Origin of the sequence: Ruminococcus sp. (assembly GCF_045129435.1) — a bacterium.
GTDB lineage: Bacteria > Bacillota > Clostridia > Oscillospirales > Acutalibacteraceae > Ruminococcoides.
Genome location: NZ_JBGVJL010000197.1, coordinates 71,007 through 91,390, shown reverse-complemented (window position 1 = coordinate 91,390; position 20,384 = coordinate 71,007). Strand labels below are relative to the sequence as shown.

Annotated in this window: 14 protein-coding genes; all 14 read right to left on the bottom strand. The window is 36.8% G+C overall.

Annotation, left to right across the window (positions count from 1 at the left end; translation table 11 throughout):
• Nucleotides 1-28: 28 nt before the first annotated feature.
• Complete coding sequence (locus ACJMMI_RS09915; RefSeq protein WP_405355360.1) at nt 29-784, bottom strand: septation protein SpoVG family protein; 756 nt, start codon at nt 782-784, stop codon at nt 29-31.
• A 12-nt stretch (nt 785-796) separates the two neighbouring features.
• Nucleotides 797-1,120 (bottom strand): hypothetical protein, encoded by a 324-nt coding sequence (locus ACJMMI_RS09910; protein ID WP_405355358.1) that lies wholly within the window; start codon nt 1,118-1,120, stop codon nt 797-799.
• Nucleotides 1,121-1,125: 5 nt separating this feature from the next.
• Nucleotides 1,126-1,950 carry a DUF6674 family protein gene (locus ACJMMI_RS09905; RefSeq protein ID WP_405355355.1) on the bottom strand — a complete coding sequence of 275 codons (825 nt, stop codon included), beginning with the start codon at nt 1,948-1,950 and terminating at the stop codon, nt 1,126-1,128.
• Nucleotides 1,951-1,966: 16 nt separating this feature from the next.
• Nucleotides 1,967-8,191 (bottom strand): LPD25 domain-containing protein, encoded by a 6,225-nt coding sequence (locus ACJMMI_RS09900; protein ID WP_405355402.1) that lies wholly within the window; start codon nt 8,189-8,191, stop codon nt 1,967-1,969.
• A gap of 575 nt (nt 8,192-8,766) precedes the next feature.
• Nucleotides 8,767-9,135, bottom strand: a complete 369-nt coding sequence (locus ACJMMI_RS09895) for a TnpV protein (RefSeq protein WP_368075095.1) — start codon at nt 9,133-9,135, stop codon at nt 8,767-8,769.
• Nucleotides 9,136-10,063: 928 nt separating this feature from the next.
• Nucleotides 10,064-11,848: a relaxase/mobilization nuclease domain-containing protein gene (locus tag ACJMMI_RS09890; RefSeq protein ID WP_405355353.1), complete on the bottom strand. Its 1,785-nt coding sequence runs from the start codon at nt 11,846-11,848 to the stop codon at nt 10,064-10,066.
• On the bottom strand, nt 11,848-12,294 hold the full coding sequence (locus ACJMMI_RS09885) for a plasmid mobilization protein (RefSeq protein WP_405355352.1): 447 nt from the start codon (nt 12,292-12,294) through the stop codon (nt 11,848-11,850). Before ACJMMI_RS09885 ends, ACJMMI_RS09890 begins: the two co-directional genes overlap by 1 nt.
• Nucleotides 12,295-12,551: 257 nt before the next feature.
• On the bottom strand, nt 12,552-12,818 hold the full coding sequence (locus tag ACJMMI_RS09880) for a hypothetical protein (protein WP_405355351.1): 267 nt from the start codon (nt 12,816-12,818) through the stop codon (nt 12,552-12,554).
• A gap of 22 nt (nt 12,819-12,840) precedes the next feature.
• The gene (locus ACJMMI_RS09875) at nt 12,841-13,929 is read right to left on the bottom strand and encodes a GH25 family lysozyme (RefSeq protein ID WP_405355350.1); all 1,089 of its coding nucleotides are present in this window, start codon (nt 13,927-13,929) and stop codon (nt 12,841-12,843) included.
• A gap of 61 nt (nt 13,930-13,990) precedes the next feature.
• Nucleotides 13,991-14,473, bottom strand: a complete 483-nt coding sequence (locus ACJMMI_RS09870) for a macro domain-containing protein (RefSeq protein ID WP_249377321.1) — start codon at nt 14,471-14,473, stop codon at nt 13,991-13,993.
• Nucleotides 14,470-14,685, bottom strand: a complete 216-nt coding sequence (locus tag ACJMMI_RS09865; protein ID WP_405355349.1) for a hypothetical protein — start codon at nt 14,683-14,685, stop codon at nt 14,470-14,472. Before ACJMMI_RS09865 ends, ACJMMI_RS09870 begins: the two co-directional genes overlap by 4 nt.
• 4 nt (nt 14,686-14,689) lie before the next feature.
• Nucleotides 14,690-15,523, bottom strand: a complete 834-nt coding sequence (locus tag ACJMMI_RS09860) for a class C sortase (protein ID WP_405355348.1) — start codon at nt 15,521-15,523, stop codon at nt 14,690-14,692.
• Nucleotides 15,524-15,579: 56 nt separating this feature from the next.
• Nucleotides 15,580-17,088 carry a SpaH/EbpB family LPXTG-anchored major pilin gene (locus ACJMMI_RS09855; protein WP_405355347.1) on the bottom strand — a complete coding sequence of 503 codons (1,509 nt, stop codon included), beginning with the start codon at nt 17,086-17,088 and terminating at the stop codon, nt 15,580-15,582.
• 67 nt (nt 17,089-17,155) lie between these two features.
• Nucleotides 17,156-20,275, bottom strand: a complete 3,120-nt coding sequence (locus ACJMMI_RS09850) for a SpaA isopeptide-forming pilin-related protein (RefSeq protein ID WP_405355346.1) — start codon at nt 20,273-20,275, stop codon at nt 17,156-17,158.
• Nucleotides 20,276-20,384 lie beyond the last annotated feature (109 nt).

Genomic DNA, 20,384 nt, shown 5'->3' with positions numbered 1-20,384 from the left:
GAGCAATCAATACTCCCTCTTTAAAAATTTATCCTATGATTTTTGGTGCTGAAACTGTTGCCTGATTTATAACTGACATTACCTTATTGGCATCAGTAGCTTTAAATTTAATGAGATTGTCAGTTGCTGACTTTGCAAGCTGAAACTCTACACCGGCTTTTTTTAACCGCTTAATATTATCATCAGTTGCTCTTTTGTACATATACTCAGTGTTGTACTCATTGATGTATGCCTTATTAAGCAACTGATAAGAATTTTTGCTCTTTGGCACTACAATTGAGCGGTATTCACCGGTAGTAGATAAGTAAGCCGGCATACTGATTGTTAAATTACCATTGTCTGTATGCCTAAGTTTTACATTATGCACCACAAAAGAAGATACTACTAAATCCGCACGAGCAAGAAAGGTATTTCCCTCACTATATTTAGAGCAATTTACAATTCTTACTTGCGGTGAATATTTCTTGTTGCTTGTAGCATTGTCAATATAAGTAAATTGACCTGTTTCGTACATATCAATCAGCTTATCATTAAGCGTCTGCCTGACCTTGCTGTTAAACGGATGTGCAACGTCAATGTATGTACCGTCTGTAGTTAGCTTTGCAGGCATTTTTACATACAGACCACCATATTTGCTTTCTTTGAGAGCAATGCTGTTAATAGTGATAGTATCATCAACAGTCACATTAGCAAGAGCAACCGTTCCTCTTCGTGGTTGCTGAAGAGGAGTTATTATAACTTGCGACAGCGTATTCGGTGGCTGAACGGTAAAGTTATCACTCATTATGTTCACCTCTTATGTCATTGGCATTGAATGTTTTACAGTTCTGATTAACCTTACGACTTCATCTTTGTTAGCTTCACTACATTTAACTATGTAGTGATCACCGGACTTGCGTGTATTGCTGATATATTCGTCACGCTTTGTTTGCAACAAGCGTTGATACTCTTCTTCGCTAAGTTTCAAGTAAACATCAGAAGGTTTATTGTAATTATTATCAACAAAATCGCATCTTCCGTCACCGTCAGTATCTCGGTTGCGGAGGTTTTCAATTGTTCCAACAGATTTACGAGCATTTTCAATCGGTATATCCTGATAAATTACTTTTTTGTTTGTCATATCAATTACCTCACATTTTTCATTGTATTATTCTGATTATTTACAATTTTAATAATATTGTTTTTTTCTTCTGCTGGATACTTAATAATATAATTTCCATCATCAGACTGCGAAAACTCTTTGTATCCCTCAGAAGAAAGAATATCCTTTTGTTCTGCTGAAATTTTCATATACCTGTAACCGATTTCATCAGACAAATTGTCCGCACGAGAGCCAAGTTTATCACATTTCTGCGATAATCCTGTAAAACCTTTTTCAATGAGATGAAGCAAGCCTTTATCATTATCAAGGTGCTTTGGAGCTTCGGTTATATCTTTGCCGGCAAGCACTGCTACCACATTTGCGGCGGAATGTCTTACTCCGCCCAATTCTTTAGAAAGCAACTTAGTTCGTTCCGCACTTGTTTTGAATGTTTCCGAAGCTGAATGATAGAGTTTTGCACCTTCTTTTACAAGCAAATCAAATTTTGTTGCCTTCAAAGCTGTTTTGAAGGCATTACTACCTTTCAATCTGAATGTCATAAGAAGTGATTTCAATGTGCTGCTGCATTTTTTTCCATATAATTTTAAATTTGAAACTTTATTTTTGCTCTCATTAATCATTGTTTCCTGAGCATCTTTAATCTTTTCGTCTTGCAGGTTTTCAAGACTTTTATTCATAGCTTCAATTTGCTTTTCTAAAGCAATAATTTGAGTCTGAAGTTCTGCAACATATTTGCCAAACTTCTCTATGTCGTTACTGTCATTGTTCATACCCTCAGATTTAGCAATTCTGATAAGCTGACTTACAAACTCCGGTAACATTACCTCATTTTTTACTATTGTATTCATATTTACCGACCTTTCATTATAATTTAATAGCATTATTGTTGAGTAACTGTTGCACTTTGACTTTGTCAGCAGCAGGATATTTGACGATAAATTTTCCTCCGTCATCCGAGGGTGCAAAATCTTTGTAACCCTCAGAAAAAAGAATGTCTTTTTGCTTTTCGTTGACCTTGGCATAGTGATACTCATCATCACTACTCTCTACTATATCTTGTTTCTTATTTGCTTTATTGGACGAATTGTCCATTTCAAGAATAGCGTTAAGTTCTTTAAGTCGAGCAAGTTTCGTATTAAGCTCTTCTTCTTTGTCAAAAGTGGTATTGACAGCTTCTTTTGCTGAATCACAGTCGCTCTCAACCTTTGAAAGTTCATTTTTTGCTTTTTCAAGCTCACTGGGCAAGGACTTAAGTACATTATCAATTCTCGTCAAATTGCCGAAAATATCCTGACCTAATTCAACATCATAATGAGCAGAGCCATTAAGCGTTAAAATATATTTATTACTATGGTAAGAGTCAAATCTTAGGTCGAGAATAAAGCCTTTATATTCACCAATTCTGACTTTATCAGAGCCAATGCTTTTATCACAAGCAAGAAGCAGTTGTTGTCCTGCTTCTTTTTTGTCATTATAAGTAATGCCTTTAATTTTAAGTGCAAAATCGTCATTGATATGACTTTTTGCAAGCTCAATATCACTTTTGATTTTTTCAACATTATATTTTGCACTGCTGATTTTCTGCGGAAAAGTGCTTGCAATTTGGTCTTCAAGCTCATACTTTACAGATAAGAAATTAGCCTTTAATATTTTTAGCTTTGACACCTGAACATCTAAATCCATCTTCTCTTTAATCAGCGGATTACCACTTGCAAGAGCCTTGATTTCAGAGTAGGAGAGAGCCTGCTCATCAACATCTTCTGCAGAACGAACAGGTGATTTACTCGTCATTATCTGACTTATAAACTTTTGCTTGTTTTCAACAAGCTGATACAAATACGCATCAAAAGTATTTTCAGTTACATAGCTATAGATATGTACCAAAGAATTTTTATTGCCCTGTCTTATAATTCTGCCTTCACGCTGCTGTAAATCCGCAGGACGCCAAGGGCAATCAAGGTGATGTAAGGCTATAAGTTTATCCTGACAGTTAGTACCCGCTCCCATTTTACTGGTAGAGCCGATAATAACTCTTATTTTGCCACTTCTTACTTGACTGAAAATATCCTGCTTCTGCTGATTAGTCTTAGCATCGTGAATAAATGCAATTTCGTTTTCGGGAATACCTTTTGCTATGAGTTTTTCTTTTAAATCATCATATACATTAAATTTTCCCGCACCGTTGGGAGTAGATATGTCACAGAAAACCATCTGTGCAAGTCTATCTTCTTTTGTTTTATCCCACAGAGAAAAAATATTATCCGCACAAGCGTTCAATTTACTTCCCTCAAAATCAGGCAGCATAGGATTGATAAGTCGCTGGTCAAGTGCAAGTTTTCTGCCGTCATTAGTAATCTTGAGCATATTATCTTTCGAAGGGTCAACAGCACCACCACGAACATTTTCCGCTCTTTCTGCAAGTCCGGCGAGAATATCTTTTTGTTGCTCTGATGGTTTGGTAAGAACATTATGTCGTTCTACTTCAGGAACATCTAAATCTAAAACATCAGCGGTTTTAATGTCAGCAATTTCCCTAAATGTACTCATCAACTCCGGCAAATTAAAGAATTTAGCAAATCTTGTCTTTGCTCTGTACCCATTACCTTCCGGGGAGAGTTCGAGTGCTGTTACTGTTTCGCCAAAGGTAGAAGCCCAAGCATCAAAATTATTAAGTTTCAACTCAAGTAGCTTGTTGTACTGCAAATACCTCTGCATTGTGTATAACTCTGTCATTGAATTGCTTATAGGTGTACCTGTTGCAAATACAACACCCTTGCCGTCTGTAATCTCATCAAGATAACGGCACTTCATAAAGAGGTCGCTTGACTTCTGTGCTTCGGTCTGACCTACACCTGCTACATTTCGCATTTTAGTGTAAAGGAACAAGTTTTTGTAATAGTGTGCTTCGTCAACGAACAATCTGTCTACACCAAGCTCCTCAAAGGTAACAACATCATCTTTCCTTGATTGGTCGTTGAGCTTTTGTAATTTGTTTTCCAAATTCTTTTTTGTTTTTTCGAGCTGTTTTATTGTAAAGTTTTCAGCGTTGTTGTCTTGTGCAAACGCAATGCTTTCAATAACATCATCAATCTGCATTTCGATAATCTGACGCTGTCTTTCAATGCTCATCGGTATCTTTTCAAATTGCGAATGACCTATGATTACTGCATCGTAATCTCCCGTTGCTATACGGCTGCAAAATTTTTTTCTGTTCGCTGTTTCAAAGTCTTTCTTTGTCGCAACCAAGATATTAGCGGCAGGATAGAGCTGCATAAATTCAATACCCATTTGCTCCGTAATATGATTTGGTACAACAAACAGCGACTTATTGCATAAACCTAAACGCTTACTTTCCATTGCGATAGCGACCATTTCAAAGGTCTTTCCGGCTCCGACGGTATGTGCGAGCAAGGTATTTCCGCCGTATATTGCGTGAGCTACTGCGTTTCTCTGATGTTCTCTTAACTGTATTTCACTGTTCATTCCATCAAAAATGAGGTGACTGCCGTCATACTCACGAGGACGAACAGAGTTAAATTTTTCGTTGTAAAGACGGCAAAGTCTTTCTCGTCTATCTCTGTCTGAAAAAATCCAACTTGCAAAGCGACTCTTTATAAGCTCCTGCTTACTCTGAGCAATGGCTGTTTCCTCCTTGTTCAGTATTCTTTTTTCCTTGCCGTCCTCAAAAACATTATCAAATATTTTTACATCTCTTAAATTGAGTGTATCTTCAAGTATTTTGTAAGCATTGATTCTCTTAGTACCATATGTGCTGACTGCATTTACAGATTTATCGAAGCTCTTATGTGATATTCTCCACTCGGAATTATATTCAGAATACGAAACATCTATCGAGTTCCTTATGTATTGAGAAGTTCCAAAAGTTTCATACATAAAGTCCCTTACCACATCAACGGGCAACCAAGTTGCACCTAAGCGAACATCAATCTCAGTTGCAGTTAAGTCAACAGGCTGAACAGCTTTAAGTGCGGTTATATTGCAGTCATATTGCTCCGGCTTATCGTAACTATATGATAAAGCTGTTCTGAGTTTTTCTCTTACATTGCCTGACAGATACTCATCAGCAGTTTGATAAATATCCGTTCCGGGTACATTAAATATTACTCCCTCAAGCTCATCAATAATATCATCAACAGATTTGCCATATAGCTTGCTCATATATTCCAAGTCAATCTTTGCTTTTTCTGAAATGGATACCGCAAGTGCGTCAGATGCTGTATCAACCTTATCAACAGCCTTATGCGGCTTGATTGTTCGCTTGCTGAAAATATCCGATTTGCCTTTATAATTCTTTTCACTGTCAAATTTTTCAAGTGATGCAAGCAAATTGATTGAGTTATCTTTTTCGAAAGCCTTCATATTTGCTTTTGAATTAATATAACCATACTCATTGACGAACCTATCATAGATAACATTGAGCTTTCGCTGAGAGTTTGCAATAATCTCATCAGGCATATCCTCAAGTTGATTATTAAGAACTTCTCGAAGAGCCTCTCTTACTTTAACAAGAGCCTTTATTCTTTTTTCAGCGGTTTTATTAGGCTTCTGTTTCTCCATAACGCTGTTTTGGCGATAATATATATCACCGTCAACAACTGTATAAGAGAAATTTTTAACATCAGGAGTAGCAGGAATTAAGTCTGCGTCCTCATCATCCTCCGTATCTTCAAAGAGCTTTTCGATTGCCTGTGCTTTATACTCTCCGTCAATATTAGATACAGCTTCATTCAGCAAGTCCTCAAGATTTGCATTTTCATAAGCAATGCACTCTGCTTTTGCTCCGAACGGTCCTGAAACTTCTTGCATTTCGCCGAGTATCATTTCCGGGTGTTCGACAAAGTAGCTGTTAATTGTAATACCGTTATCATCTGTGCCAAGATGTACCCAATCAGGCTCAATGTCAATCATTCTCTCACGCTTTTTCAGTATCAGAATATCGGAAGTAACCTCCGTTCCGGCGGTCTTTGAAAAAGTATCATTTGGAAGTCTGATTGCTCCGAGAAGTTCCGCTCTCTGTGCTATGTATTTTCTTACTTTAGAGGACTTTTTGTCCATTGTACCCTTAGAAGTAATAAAAGCAATTATGCCGCCCGGTCTTACCTTATCCAATGTCTTTGCAAAAAAGTAATCGTGAATAAGAAAATTATATTTATCGTACTTTTTATCAAGCACTTTAAGCTGAGCAAACGGAACATTACCGACTGCAGCGTCAAAAAAATTATCGGGAAGATTGGTTGTTTCAAAGCCTTGCACCGCAATATTAGCCTGCGGATACAGCTTACTTGCAATTCTGCCGGATATATCATCAAGCTCTACTCCGTAGAATTTGCTGTCTGACATATTGGTCGGGCATAACCCCATAAAGTTGCCGACACCGCAGCTTGGCTCAAGGATATTGCCTGTTTTAAATCCTAAGTTATTAAGTGCATTATACACTGCTCGGATAACTGCAGGAGGTGTATAGAATGATGTAAGTGTGCTTGCTAATGCAGCTTTATACTCATCATCGTTTAGTAGAGCTTTTAGTTGTGCGTTGTTTTCAGCTTTGAAGTAGCTGTCAAGACCTCCCCAACCTACATACTTTGCAAGTATTTCTTGTTCTGCTGGTGTAGCCTGTCTGTTGCTGCTTTCAATTTCCTTAAGCGTTTTTATTGCGTTAATATTATTGGCATAACGCTCACTTTTTGTGCCATCGGCAAAATTATCATCTGTGATTACATAGTTTTTACCATCAGAAGAAAAAATAACATCTTCTCGCTTTTGCTGAGCGGACAAATTGTCCGATTGCTCTTCCACTTCTTTTACAAATTCTTCCCCATAAACAGGAGTTAAGAGTGATGGTTCGTTATCTCTTTCCTGTTCAAGTATTGGCACAAGATTTTTATAGTTATCATACTGCCTTAAAAAGTCAATAACACCGCCGTCACCGTCGCCAATGTCTTGTCTTTCTGTGTATCGAGTTCCGTCGGGCATATTGATAATAAACTTTGTCTTTGCATAGCCTTGATGAACACTGTCAATTTCTCCGTCTTCATAGGCTTGATATATTGCGTCCATATCATTGCCATATGTGTCTTGCTCATACTGTCTGAGTCTGACCCATTCATCATCGGCAGACTTCATAATTCTGTCAAAATCTGCTACCGAATAAGTCTTGCCATCTTCAAACGCAGGATGTTCGCTCCAGTCGCAAGTGATTGTCGGACGGTCGGCTTTTGGTTCGATGTCAGCTTGCTGTAATTTTTCATAATCATCAGCTGACATACTTCCGTCATAAACTGCCGTATCGAAATCATCTTCGAAACCCATACTGAATTTATCGGAAAAAGGCAAATTATTTCGCTTTGCAACTTCCTGTGCTTTGTTACGCAAGTTTGCTCTTTCCGCTATATCCTCCGGCTCAACGGTCAATATTTTATAACCGATTTCAACAAGCAAGTTTTCGTTATCTTCAAGATAAGAGGACGGAAATCCGACCATTGGTATCTTTTCTCCGTTAATTGTTCGTGACATAAGCGTTAAATTAAGTGCCTCGGCTGCTTCTTGAGCATTATCACCTAACACCTCATAAAAGTCACCCACACGGAACAGTATTATCGCATCGGGATTTTCTGATTGTATCTCTGAATAAGAGTCATAATAATTCTTTTGCTTGAAATTGGTATCGCCTGACAAAGCAATAAAAGCAATATTTGTAAGCTGATTTTTTACATCATCAGTCAGACCTTCGGCGAAGTGGCTGTTACTGTTGTATTTGTCGAGTGAATCACGGAAGAATTCACTGTCAACATCGACTGCAGTTTGTCTTCCTACTGAAACAATATAGTCAAAAAATTCAGATGTGTTATCAGAGTATTTTTTTGATGCTTCAATAACTTGTTCGTAAGGTATTTCTGTAATAACAAACTGACCACCTGAATCTGCATCAGGATTGTAATAAATGTATGTAAACGATTCTTTGTCTAAATTATTGAAAAATAAATCTTTATCAAGCGATTTTTTAACAAATAAATGTTCATTAAACTGCCTATTTTCTGTAATCTTTTTTTCAAACTCTTCTTTGCTCATATCTGTACTGAGCAAAGGATAACGGCTGTCAAACAATGATACAGCATTATCGGTTATACCGATAATCTTATACTCATCAGCTCCGATGTAACACTTTTTCCCTACAGAATATGCAAGTTCTAACTCCTCAGCAGGGATTTCGGCTTCTTTTTGTTTCTCTGCGGGTAGTTCTTTTGCTTTCTTATAGTCAATGTAACCTTGTTTTTCAGCTGAATTTAGGTATCCGTCGGTTTTGATGAGATAGGATATAATCTTAGCGACTTTTTCCCATTTGAGTAATATTTTATTTTCGGTGTTTTTGTTAGCTAATAACAGCCCTTTTCCATCCCAATCGACACCAATATGGTTATAAGTTGCGGCACTTGACTTACCGCCAATCCCATACTCATTTTTCAAAAATTGAGCATTATCTTTTAAAGTTTCGTCTTTCGCAAATTGCTCGTATATTCTATATTTTCCGTTTACAACGCCACTTCCCTCAGTAATAATCTTATTGATTTGCTCCTGAGAAATAGAAAAAGCAGAGGAATTATCAATTACCTCTGCTTCTGTATTGCTTGTTAAATTTTCTTCATTTAGATGTAAATCATTTCTTCGAGAACTTCCTGACGAGCTTCCTCCTGAATGCTGTTCGCTAACTGAACCCACTTGAGCCAGTCTTTCTCCTTGAGTTCCTCTGTTACTCCCAACGCTTTCCTCTTCTGCTCTATCAATGTTTCGTACCTCTCCTGAGCCTGAGTTTGAACTGTTTCGAGGTGCTGAAGAATCTCTCCCGTCATCATCATTTCTTCGAATAGCATCTCGTCGTTGTTCTTCAAGTAATCTCTCCTTGCTACTCCCCAATTGTTCAACTCGAACTCCGGAAGTGGAAGGTCCGGATACCAAATCTCGTCCTCGCCCAGAATATAATCTATTCCATTGACTGTTTTCCTTGTTTCGCTCATAACTTTTCTCCTTTTCAATTTCTTTGTTAATGGTATATGATATAACATTTAAAATTTCTTTTGCGGTATTTAATGTTGCGCTGCCAAGAGCCAGTGTTGTTTTTGAGCTATCAAACACAGTTACATCTTGAAAATCATTTGCATTAAACAATTTTGTAATATCATATCCGCAACGAGAAACCACTACAGCCATTGCACTTTTTGCAATCATATCACCGTATATTTTTTTTGCAGTAGCTCCGAATTTAACCAAAGGTGTATTATTATAAACTTTTTGCAAATAATTGTAATTGCTGTCAAGACTTATTAAAGTAAGTTTGTTGATAGCTCCTGAAATTGCAGTTTCAAAACTGGAACATTTTAAATTAAATTTTGAGTTCAGAGCTTTAACCACATTACTTTCGTGTTTATTGTTGTATCTCCATAATGGCACAGGCTTTGAATTTTCGGTTTCAACGGTTTGCGAAATATCGAAATAGTATTTCACCCTTATTCTTTTGCCTTGTGTAAAATCCAAAGAGGGAATACCGGTTTCTTGCTTTTTTACTCTCCTGCCAAATTTACTATTCCAATCTTTAAGCTGTAACAATGCCGTTGCATTTGGAAAAGTTGTATTGACTAAAACAAGTTCTCTGAAATCAAGTTTGTAGTTATTGCAAGATGTATGCAAGAATTTGAGCCAATCTTCGGGTGTTGCTGTAATATATCTTGTTTCATTTTCAAGCATACGAAGATAATTTTTTACTTTGTTTTCATATTCTATTGACATCATTATTCTCCTAACATTTTATTACTTTAAAGCGTAAAAGTCAAGCCTAACTTGAACTTTTTTTGATTAAGTAATAAAGTCCATCGCACTTATATAAGTTTGGTAGCATATAGAGTCCTCCTTTTCTTAAATGTCAAATTGAATTAGCTCGCAAAACTATTATTGCAAGGTTACCTTCTTTCCGGGATATAATATATTATTTATATTGTTGCTGTCGCTCTCAAGAAAAACAAGATTGTAAGTTCCGTTTTCTTTTTTAAACACAGCAAAATCAATATCTGAGTTCTTAATAAGGTCATATTGCTTTGAGCTTATAACCTTGTAACAAAGTTTTTCTCCTGTTTCTTCTGATTGTTTTTTCAATCTTCTGTTAATCTGAGCGTTGACCTGCACAAATGTTGGTGCAGTTGGCTCTGTTGATTTATTCGGATATAGTAAATTCAATATTCTGTCTTTATCATTTTCGAGAAAAACGATATTGAACTTATCTTCTGATTTTTGAAATTTTGCAAACTGAACACATTTTAAATTTAAAATTTCAATTTGCTTTTTGTTTACCATCAGATACTCAAGTTCTTTGCCTGACTTTTTAAGTCTTGCATATGTTTTTTTGTTTCTGATGGTGTCAGCTTGTGAAATAATAGAGTCAGCATTTTCAAGACCGAGAACATTTGCTATTCTTTTAAGATTGTGTTCTTTAACCGTAACCATAGCAATACCTGTTGTCATATCAACATTTGCATAACACAGTATCCCGTCATTGAATAGTTTAGCAAGCTGGAAGCTGTATAACTTAATTTGTGCCGTATTACCAAGTGTACCTGTTAATTCATTATACGGTACATTTGATATTCTTTTTTTCATCTTTGTATAATCTGTAGTTTGTCTGACTGTATATTTTAAATTTTGCTTGATTACATTTTTGTGAACTGATTTTTTAGAATTTGTAAATATGTGCTTTATTAATTTCAGAGTAAATACAAAAGGATTTTTAAAAAAGCGTAAGTTTTCGAAATACTTATGATTTGTTACTTTAACTTTATCAGCGTAACGCTTTTCGTAACGCTCCCATTGTCTTTTAGCTTCTTGTTCCATTTCCTCTAAAACTTTTTGTGCATTTTCTTTTCTGTAGGTTTTCTTTTTCTTCTTTTCGATTTGCAAACCTAATGCTTTATCAATATTGGCTTTGCAATATTTATTGCCGAATTGTTTTGCAAGTGTGTCGGCTCTTATCGATTTTGCTTCGCCGTTTTTGTGAAACACAATATGTGCGTTGCCATATTTAATTTCATAATCGTTGCTTTCAAAGAAGTTTATAAACTCTTCTTTTGTTTTGCAATCTTCAAGTGCTTTATCAATATCATTGACAAGATTAAATTTCCAACTTTTTCCCTCAATGGCTTTGCGAAACGTAGCATCATCAAGTCTGCACGTTTGTTGCGGATTTTCAATTACATTTAAACCGTACTTGTAGCACAGCTCATCCGAAACTCGTCTAATCATTCTGACGGTTTTCATATTGTCAAGAAATTTGTGTCCGTCGATTGGTGATACTGAATTAATAATAAAGTGATTATGTAAACACTTACCGTCAAGGTGAGTAGTCATTACAACCTGCATATCAGGGAAACATTTATGAATTAACTCTCTGCCTATTTTGTTTGCAAGCTCAGGTGTAAGTTTATCGTTTACATCGAATGATTGTACTAAATGATGAGCAAGAATTTTATTATCCTTGTCATACATTTTTCTCGTTTGCTGAAAAAATTTTATCGTTTCATAATTTGTGAAATTTGAATTTGATAAATTATAATATGTTAATTCGGGTGTTGTTTTATCTTTTCGTGTTATATAATTCAAAGCACCAAAGGCTTGTGCATCTGAATACATACGGTTTGAGGTTTGTTTGTGTTTATCCTTGTTAATGGTTTTTACTACTGCCATTACATTTCCTTCTTTTCGTTCTTTGCAGAATATTGATTTATTCTGCTGTTAATGACAGCGAGAGCATTATTAATTTCTTCTACAACCTCATCGCTTAATTGCTTATTTGTTGTTTTTTCGTTTGGCTCACAAATGTAAGAAACAAATTCCGACATTTTTTCGTAACATTCAGTTAAAATGTTTTTTGTAGCTTCAATCTGCTTTTCTGATATGTACTTATTCGTATTAGCAACGGCGGCAATCTGATTTAGGTTGTTGCCAAGTGCAGAAAGCTGGTAAAGCAAATCGGGGAAATTGTCACACACTACTATTCGTTTTCTTTGCACGCATTTCAGCACATACTCAGAAATAGACATATCGTTGAGTGCAGCCTGATATGCAATTTCTGCTTTTTCTGCTTCTGATAATCGTATATCAATACGAAAGTTTTTTGCATTATTTTTCATTTTGACCTCCCAAAACCACAAATTTCACCCGATTTTTCTTTTCTTTTCCTGATGGTTTTGTAACATCATTTTCGGCACGAAATGATGTTACGCCAGCACAGATTTTGTGTGTACAAAATGAATTTTGTACACACAAATCGCTGGTCAGGTGTATACCCCTGAAACCCCATAGTTTTTATTTTTGTAAAAACTAAATCGCATACGCTCACCAACAGAAAAAGAAACTTTTTCTGTACAATCCGAAAATTGATTTATAATCAATTTTCTCCATTTGCATTTTCGTCAGCACTTGCTTCCGATGTATACTTTTCCAAAAAGTCCTGAAAATCATTTACGGATTTAATTCCGTAGTCCGACAAAACCGAGCACAGCTCGTTGTGCTTTTCTTTTTCAATTTGCAGCTCAAGCTTCTTTTTTTGTGCGTTGAGCTTTTTAATTTTCTCTTTTGATTTTTCAATTTCAGCTTTTGTGTTTTCAATTTCTGAAATCACCTTTTTTAATTTTTCATTAGTTGTTGTTCTCATTTCTTATTCTCCTTTATATTGATTAATAGTTTAGATTGTATATGTAATTCATATCAACCTTTTCGGAAATTCCATCAACCTTGCCTTTCCAACTGTACTGATGAATGTCAACAAATGGCGGAAGCTCATTGTACGAATTATTTGGTGCTGCCATCCAAATTAAATATTTGCTTGCAAGCTCATCAGGATAAGCACTGTCAACAAGCATTGATTTTGCACTATACATTCCAACATCAAATCCATAACCCTTTACTCCGTCACAAAAGGTTGAAATAATATCAGTCAATGTTCTGCGTGGCAAAACAGCCTGTCTGTATTCTTCAACATCAAGAAAAACAGGCAAGTCAAACTCTTTGCCCCTAATGGTTTTCATACAATTTCTTACTTCCGCTTTTGCGGCATCGACAGATGTAGCGTAACTATACCAATACGCACCTACATTCAGTCCTGCGGCTTTAGCCTGTCTATAATACTCATTGAATTTATTATCTTCTTGGTTCGGGTCTTTGCCATAGCCTGCTCGGAGAATAACACAAGTTATGCCTGCGTTTTTTACTTTGCTAAAATTAATATCACCGTTCCATTCAGAAACATCAATACATTTTGCTTTTTCAACTTTTACTTTTGTTGTAATTATTTTATTACATTGTTTTATAGTAACAGTTGCATTGCCAACTTTATTCACTTTTACTTTTGCCAAACTTTTTTCCGTTGAAATAATTTTAGCAACAGAACTGTCAGATGATGTAAAGGTGATCTCATTTACATCATTATTTGTATCAACAGAAATCGTAAAAGTATCACCGACATTTTTGCAATATTCTTTTGTTGATATACTTATCTGTGTATTATTTTCTACGCTCTGATTGCTGATTTCAATTTGTAAAAACGATACATCGTTTACATCAATTCTGCCGTCGTTGTTCAAATCAAGTTTTGTATCTTCTGCAAAATTAGATAAAGCATTTTGCAGATATGTAACATCGTTTACACTAACGCTATCATCGTTATTCACATCAAAGCCGGCAGCAAAGGCTGCGGTGGTGCTGTAACAGATGACCGACAATATTGCTGTTGCTGTAATCAGCAATTTCTTGAATAGCTTATTCATTTTCCGTTCCTCTTTCTTTTCTCTAACTTAATCGTCAGTAAAAAATATTATACATCATAAATCAATAAGGTAATACAATATAAAAAATCACTTTGCTGCTTACAAGATTATTTATCAGTAGTTCTTTAACCGCTTTGCGATTAAGTTTTCCTGTACCTGTACCAAGCAAAGGCACTGCTACAGAGCGAAGATTTAATTTTTCGGCTGTCAATTTTATTTTAGGTATAAGTTTTTCTATTGTTTCAAATTTCGCTTTACCACCCGGAAATCGCATTGTTACAGCGTGAATAATTTTTTTATATTCCATATTTGGAGCATCTGTAACAAATACCTCTCCGGGAGCATAGCCGAATATATGATGAGCTTTACATTCTTTTTTAGCAAGTTTCTCAACTGCTCCTTTTGTAACATACTGTATACTTTCGGCTACACCTTTATGTAATTCCTTAACGCACACTCTTCCACCCATATAGCCAATACCGTTAGAAGCATTCACAATAGCTTCTATATCATCGAGCTTTGTTATATCACCGTAAATAATCATATATACTCCTCAAATGCTTGTTTAGCTTCACTTTCGCTGAAAAAAACATTTTTACCAACAGTCCAAAATTCATCGCCTGATGTTTTGCACCTTACGCTCATACTGTTTTCTTCTATAAGAATTGCGGTAACGGTATCACTGCACATTAGCATTTCTCCGTCACCACAATCATCAGTCAAGAAAACTTTTTTACCTATCATATTTTCAATCACATTCTTACCTCCTTTTACAAACTGTTCTCTTAATACAAATAATTAAAACAACTAACAAGCTAATACCTAAAATGATAAACACAAGCGTTAAATCATTATGATTATCATTGCTAATCACCTCATCAGCTGTTGCAGTATCAGTAATCGTATCTTCAACCCTTTCGCCACGCACACACAATCTGTGCGTATTAATTGAGTACGGATAGCAAGTGACCAATGTCACATAGTCTTTGCCGTTCTCAATTTCAAGTTTACTTGAATCGTCAGGGTCAACTATATTAATCTCACACACCTTGTATGTGAGTGTTTTATTCAGTACATTTATTTTAAAGGTATCTCCGATTTGCAGTTTGTCCAACTCATCAAAGAACACCTGTTCAGGATAACCGGAGTGAGCGGATATAACAGCGTGTGTGCTTGCACCGCCAATGGGCAAGGAAGTGTTTGCCAAATGTACACAGCCGTTTTTGAGTTTTTCTTCTCTGTTGGTGCTGTCGTGATACACCGGTAAGTCAACATTTATCTTCGGAATTTCGATAGTACACATTATATCGTCATAGTTGAGAATGTTCTCATACTCTGACATTGCTGCATTGTATTCGTCTTTTTCTTCATCGTTTAATGCACTCTTTGCAAGCAATTCGTTAAAATTTTGAGCCTTAGCAAGCTCGTTGTCGATTTCATCATCAGACATTGTTTGAGTGCTTTCACTGTAGTTTTTTATAACTGTTTCATTGCTTTTACTGTTGATGTAATCGGCAATGTTGGGATATACTATAAAGCCTATTCCGACCGCAGCAAGAACGCAGAGGGATATAAAAAATATTTTAGTTTTCATAATTTTTTGTGAGCAAGGGCCACCGATAAATCGGCAGCCCTTTTGTTATAGTTTAATTATTTAGCTGTCTTAGCCGATTTCTTCTTGATGAGGTATGCAAGTACCAATGCAAGAGAAATGCCTACACAAGCCACACCAGCCATTCTGATGAAGCCTACATATCCGCCTGTCTTAGGGAAGAATACGATTGTATCAGTTACGGTAATTTCAACTGCGCCGTTTGTCGGTGCATTCTTTACCCAAGTGTTTTTAGTGAATACCGAATTATACTGAACAGGGATTTCAACTTCAATTACCTTGCCGTAAACATTGTAACCGGCAGGAGCAACAGTTTCTACAATGTAATATGTTCCGCTCTGTACTTTCATTTCTTCGTTAGCGGAGTTCATAAACTTAACTGTGCCGTTGCTGTCTGATGTACCTGTTGCAATAGCGTTTTTCTGTGATTCAGCGTCAGCCTTTGTCTTGTAAAGTTCAAAGGTTGCGCCTGCAAGCGGATTGCCTGCTTCATCGAGCTTGTTTACGCCAATGCGATAAGTGTAAACATATACCTTATTGCCCGGAACACTGTCAACACCTGAATCGTTACCGTATTCAAGTTTTACATCTTCATTCGGGTTGCCTGCTGTACCGACTACAGCGTATTTGTTGACTGTTGTAGAATATGTTACAATAACAAATTTTGCGTTGCTTGTATAAAAATCTGACTTTGCAAGATACTCGGAAGTAAGAGCGACATTAAACTTTGTGTTTTTGCCCTCACCCTCGCTTGTTACATTTACCTTGTAATCTGTGCCTTTGGTGAGGTCGGCTACTTTAGCACCTTTAGCGTCAACAAGTGTAACCTTGAATGAATTTTTGTTAAGTGTAAGACCTGCACTCATATCATCATATACAGCATATGTTGTGAGCTTAATGTCATTTGAGCCTGCTACTGTATTCTTAAGTTTAAAGTTTACAGTGTCGCCAAGGCTTACATCTGTATAGTTAGTATTGTTCTTTGTGCTGTTGGTAATTGACTTTTCTGTTGACGGTGTGCTGTCAGCTACCTTGCTTGCAAGATTGATTTCAGCGTAGCTATATACCCACTCACCGTTATTGTAATACGGGAGAGCAAGAACAGAGTTTGTGATACTTGTAACACCGGCAGGGTACTTAACACACTTGATATAATAAATACCCTGTGCAAGGCTTGAAAAGCTCTGTGTTGTGTTTGTTGCCGATGAAGTAAATGTACCCTGTGATACTGCTGTGCTTAAATCAGCATTATCGAGTGCGTCAAGAGCAGCCTTTGAATCGCCTGCAAGAATTTCAGCACTTACAGAAGAAATAAGCGATGTGTACTCTGTTTTGAACGGAGTAGCTGTTGTGCTCTTGAGGTCCGCAACTCTGAAAAGTTCAAAAGTATAGCCCGGTTTAGTGCATTTCACACTGATATTTACCTTTTGATTTGTCTTAAGTGCAGTAGCCGCACTTGCTGTTGGGATCGCCGCAAAGAGTAATGTCAACATCATTACTACTGCGAGCAGTTTGCCTGTGAATGATTTTCTAATTGATTTTCTCATAAGAAAACCCCTCCTTAAAAATTTTTTGCGGACAATTTGTCCGTTGTATGGAAAAAGCCCAACAGATTTACTGTTGAGCCTTTTTGCCGATGTTTTTTTTCTTTTTTCTTATACCTAAACCGATAGCACCTACCAATATTGTAAACGCTAATACAGCGGCGCCGATTTCAATGTAAATCGGTCTGTTGTTGCCTGTTCCGCCGGTTTCAGGAATGAAGACACTGTTATTCTTAACTGTAAGCTGTATGTCAAGTGTATCTAAGCTGTCGGGCAAAATCGTAAAGTTAATCTTGCCTGCATACGGCATATTACCTTTGCTGTCTGTTTCAATGAAGTAATAATCACCGGGCAAGAGGTTATTTACAATAATTCTGCCGTCGCTGCCGGTAACGAGCTTTGTTACCGTATCAGCCGTCTTGCTGTCGGCAGCTTCGTACATAATACTGCTGTTTTTATTTATAACATTAACAATGCCTGTTTTTGTGTTGTAGAGTTCAAACTCAATACCCTCAAGCGGATTGCCGTTGCCGTCTGTTTTTAAAAGCTCTACACTGCCACGCTTGAGCAGGTTTTTCATCGTAACTACAAAGCTTTTGCCGTCCTCAAGTGTAACTGTCTGAGCCGCAGGCTTTACATACTTAGCAGGGAAGTAATATGTACCGTCTGCATTTTTAAAACCTAATTCATCAATTGTGTATTTAACCTTTTCATTGCTTGTGTTATACACCGCAAGATTGGTAAGATGAGCAGTGCCGTCCTCGCCTGTTACAAGCACCTTATTTGTTTTGCCGTCATCAGACTTTACCGAGAAGTAAAAGCCGCTTACAATGCCGTCCTCAGACTCTTTTTGAACGATTAAGCCTGTCTTTTGCAGTCTGTTTGCAAAATAAAATGAAAGAGTAACATTTTCCTTTAGCGTAACGGTTTTTTGAGCAAGAGGAACATATCTGTCAGGCACAGAATATGTACCGTCAGCGTTTTTGTAGCCAAGCTCTTTAATTGTGTAGTTTACATATTCACCGCTTGCTTTGTAAACAGGCAAGTCGCTGAGCGTTGCTGCACCATCTATGCCCTTGCTTTTTGTTACTATGTTTTCGTCTGTCACTCCGTCATCAGACTTGACATTAAACCATACATCCTTAGCAGTATTAGCTCCTCGCTTACTGTCATCAGCTGTTTTGTAGATTGTAAGATTGCCGTAAACGGTATCTCGTGGTTCAGGCACTTCAATCTCATTAAAGGTTGTGATTGAGCCTGTGGCTTCATCAACCTTAATTTGTCGGATAAACAATTCAGGATTGATTTTGTAACCTGTCGGGGCTTTGGTTTCCTGTATTGTCACTGTGCCTAAAGGCAAGGTGGCTATTCCATCACTATAATAAAATTCATTGCCATAGTCACTATCTGCACGATATTTTTCACTTAAATCAGTATAACCGTTTTGGTTGGTTTTAAGTACCCATATTCTTTCAGGTGATTTTCCTGCAAGTTCACTTTCAGAATAGTAATAACCGCTATAATATTTAACAGTAAATTCTGCACCTGACATATTGGTTGTCTGACCGGTAACGGCATCCTTTTTTTGGACTTTAATACCTATAGGGTCATTAAGAGGTGTGTCAGAAATAGTTGCTGATAATACGGCAAAACCACCGTTTGTGCCATTTATAACCATTTGCACCGGACGGTTGTACTTTTTAAAACCTTTCGGTGCTACCATTTCAACAGCATAGTAACTGTCACTGTATGCAATTTTATACAGGTCTGAATTTGCGTTATAGTCCCAAGAGTTGCCGTCTTTAGATATAGCTTTGCAATCACCGTTGCTGTCGGTAATGAAGTACCTGACGATGTTATTCTTTACACTGTTATCTGCAAGATAATCATAAGCACTCTTTTTGTTCGCAAATACAGCAAACATACCGCCGTCTAATGAATAGCAGTCATTGTCTGTTGTCAAATCAGGATTACTGCTTTCTTTTTTGAATTTCAGTTTAACGATTTCGGTATCAGACAGTTGAAGAATATCAAGTATTCTTTCGTTATTGCAATCGTCTGTTGTGACTGTAACATTGTATTTCTTGTCGCTAAGAGCGAAGTAACCGTTACTTGGTGCTTTTGTTTCTTTGAGGTAATACTGACCTGAACCAAGCTCAAAGTAATTCTTTGTAATCCACTCGCTGTTGGAGTATGAATACAAAATTTTAGCAATGTTACCGTTTTTATCAAGCTCCGCAACTGCAACTGCTTTGTTATCATCACTATACAAGGTGTACTGTGCACCTGCAAAATTCAAGTAATCTTTATCAGTTGTCTGTTCTGTCAGGTTCTTGATTTCTTCGCTTGTACCTGACTTTTCAAGATATAATTTAGCTTTTTTCGGTATTCTTACTATTAAGTGCTGACAAAAAGTGCCGTCTTTGCCTTTTGGCTGTGTAATATAGTAATTGTTGGTTGCACAACTACGCTTGATAGCTGAATAATCACCTGTGGATTTTACTATATTCTTTGTGTAATCTACTAAGCGATTAATCATTGTGTTAACATCTTTGTAGTTGCTCCAAGTTTTCCAAGATGTACCGTCATTTACAAGCTCGTGATAAAGCTGTGAGAGCGTATAATGCGATAAGAAATAATACTTATCTTCTCGTGTATTCATCTTACTAAATAAAGATGAATACACACCGTCAATAAATCCGTCCATTATGGACTTAGCGGATTTACCGCCGTTCTCGAATGTTGAGAAATAATCTCCGTAACCGCCGTAAAGAACACTCAGACCTACTATAAGAGCCTTTTCTTTTTCGTCAGTCGAGTTAGGGTCAAGTTTTATTACTTCCTTGCCTGTTTCACCCGAAAACTGTGTAAACTCCATAGTCTTGCCGCCTGTCTTTTGTGCCGGCAGCTGTGGGTCAATACAATAACCGACCTCACCGTTGATAAGGAATTTATATGCGTCAAGTTTGCCGGCACTTCCGTTGTCAATAAGGACTAACGGTTTTTCCGAAGATTGAATCAATACCTTGCCGCCGATTTCACTAAGCCCTGTATATGAATAAGCACTTGCCGAAATATTAGCGACAGGTAGCATTGCAAAGATTGTTGTTAATGCAACTGCCAATGATGTCAGCTTTTTAGGCTTGCAAAAGGAAATAATTGCCGACTTTAGCTTTTTAAATTTGTTCATAAAACTCTCCTTTCAATGAGATAGTATATTTTTCTTTCTGTTGGTGGACTCCTTTTTCCGCTCATAATACCGCTCCTTTTCTTTATAGGTATGAAAAAAGCAGTCAAGC

Excerpts from the sequence above, each read along its gene's own strand:
- ACJMMI_RS09915 (WP_405355360.1), bottom strand. The coding sequence starts at position 784 with ATGAGTGATAACTTTACCGTTCAGCCACCGAATACGCTGTCGCAAGTT.
- ACJMMI_RS09910 (WP_405355358.1), bottom strand. The coding sequence starts at position 1,120 with ATGACAAACAAAAAAGTAATTTATCAGGATATACCGATTGAAAATGCT.
- ACJMMI_RS09905 (WP_405355355.1), bottom strand. The coding sequence starts at position 1,950 with ATGAATACAATAGTAAAAAATGAGGTAATGTTACCGGAGTTTGTAAGT.
- ACJMMI_RS09900 (WP_405355402.1), bottom strand. The coding sequence starts at position 8,191 with ATGAGCAAAGAAGAGTTTGAAAAAAAGATTACAGAAAATAGGCAGTTT.
- ACJMMI_RS09895 (WP_368075095.1), bottom strand. The coding sequence starts at position 9,135 with ATGAGCGAAACAAGGAAAACAGTCAATGGAATAGATTATATTCTGGGC.
- ACJMMI_RS09890 (WP_405355353.1), bottom strand. The coding sequence starts at position 11,848 with ATGGCAGTAGTAAAAACCATTAACAAGGATAAACACAAACAAACCTCA.
- ACJMMI_RS09885 (WP_405355352.1), bottom strand. The coding sequence starts at position 12,294 with ATGAAAAATAATGCAAAAAACTTTCGTATTGATATACGATTATCAGAA.
- ACJMMI_RS09880 (WP_405355351.1), bottom strand. The coding sequence starts at position 12,818 with ATGAGAACAACAACTAATGAAAAATTAAAAAAGGTGATTTCAGAAATT.
- ACJMMI_RS09875 (WP_405355350.1), bottom strand. The coding sequence starts at position 13,929 with ATGAATAAGCTATTCAAGAAATTGCTGATTACAGCAACAGCAATATTG.
- ACJMMI_RS09870 (WP_249377321.1), bottom strand. The coding sequence starts at position 14,473 with ATGATTATTTACGGTGATATAACAAAGCTCGATGATATAGAAGCTATT.
- ACJMMI_RS09860 (WP_405355348.1), bottom strand. The coding sequence starts at position 15,523 with ATGAAAACTAAAATATTTTTTATATCCCTCTGCGTTCTTGCTGCGGTC.
- ACJMMI_RS09855 (WP_405355347.1), bottom strand. The coding sequence starts at position 17,088 with ATGAGAAAATCAATTAGAAAATCATTCACAGGCAAACTGCTCGCAGTA.
- ACJMMI_RS09850 (WP_405355346.1), bottom strand. The coding sequence starts at position 20,275 with ATGAACAAATTTAAAAAGCTAAAGTCGGCAATTATTTCCTTTTGCAAG.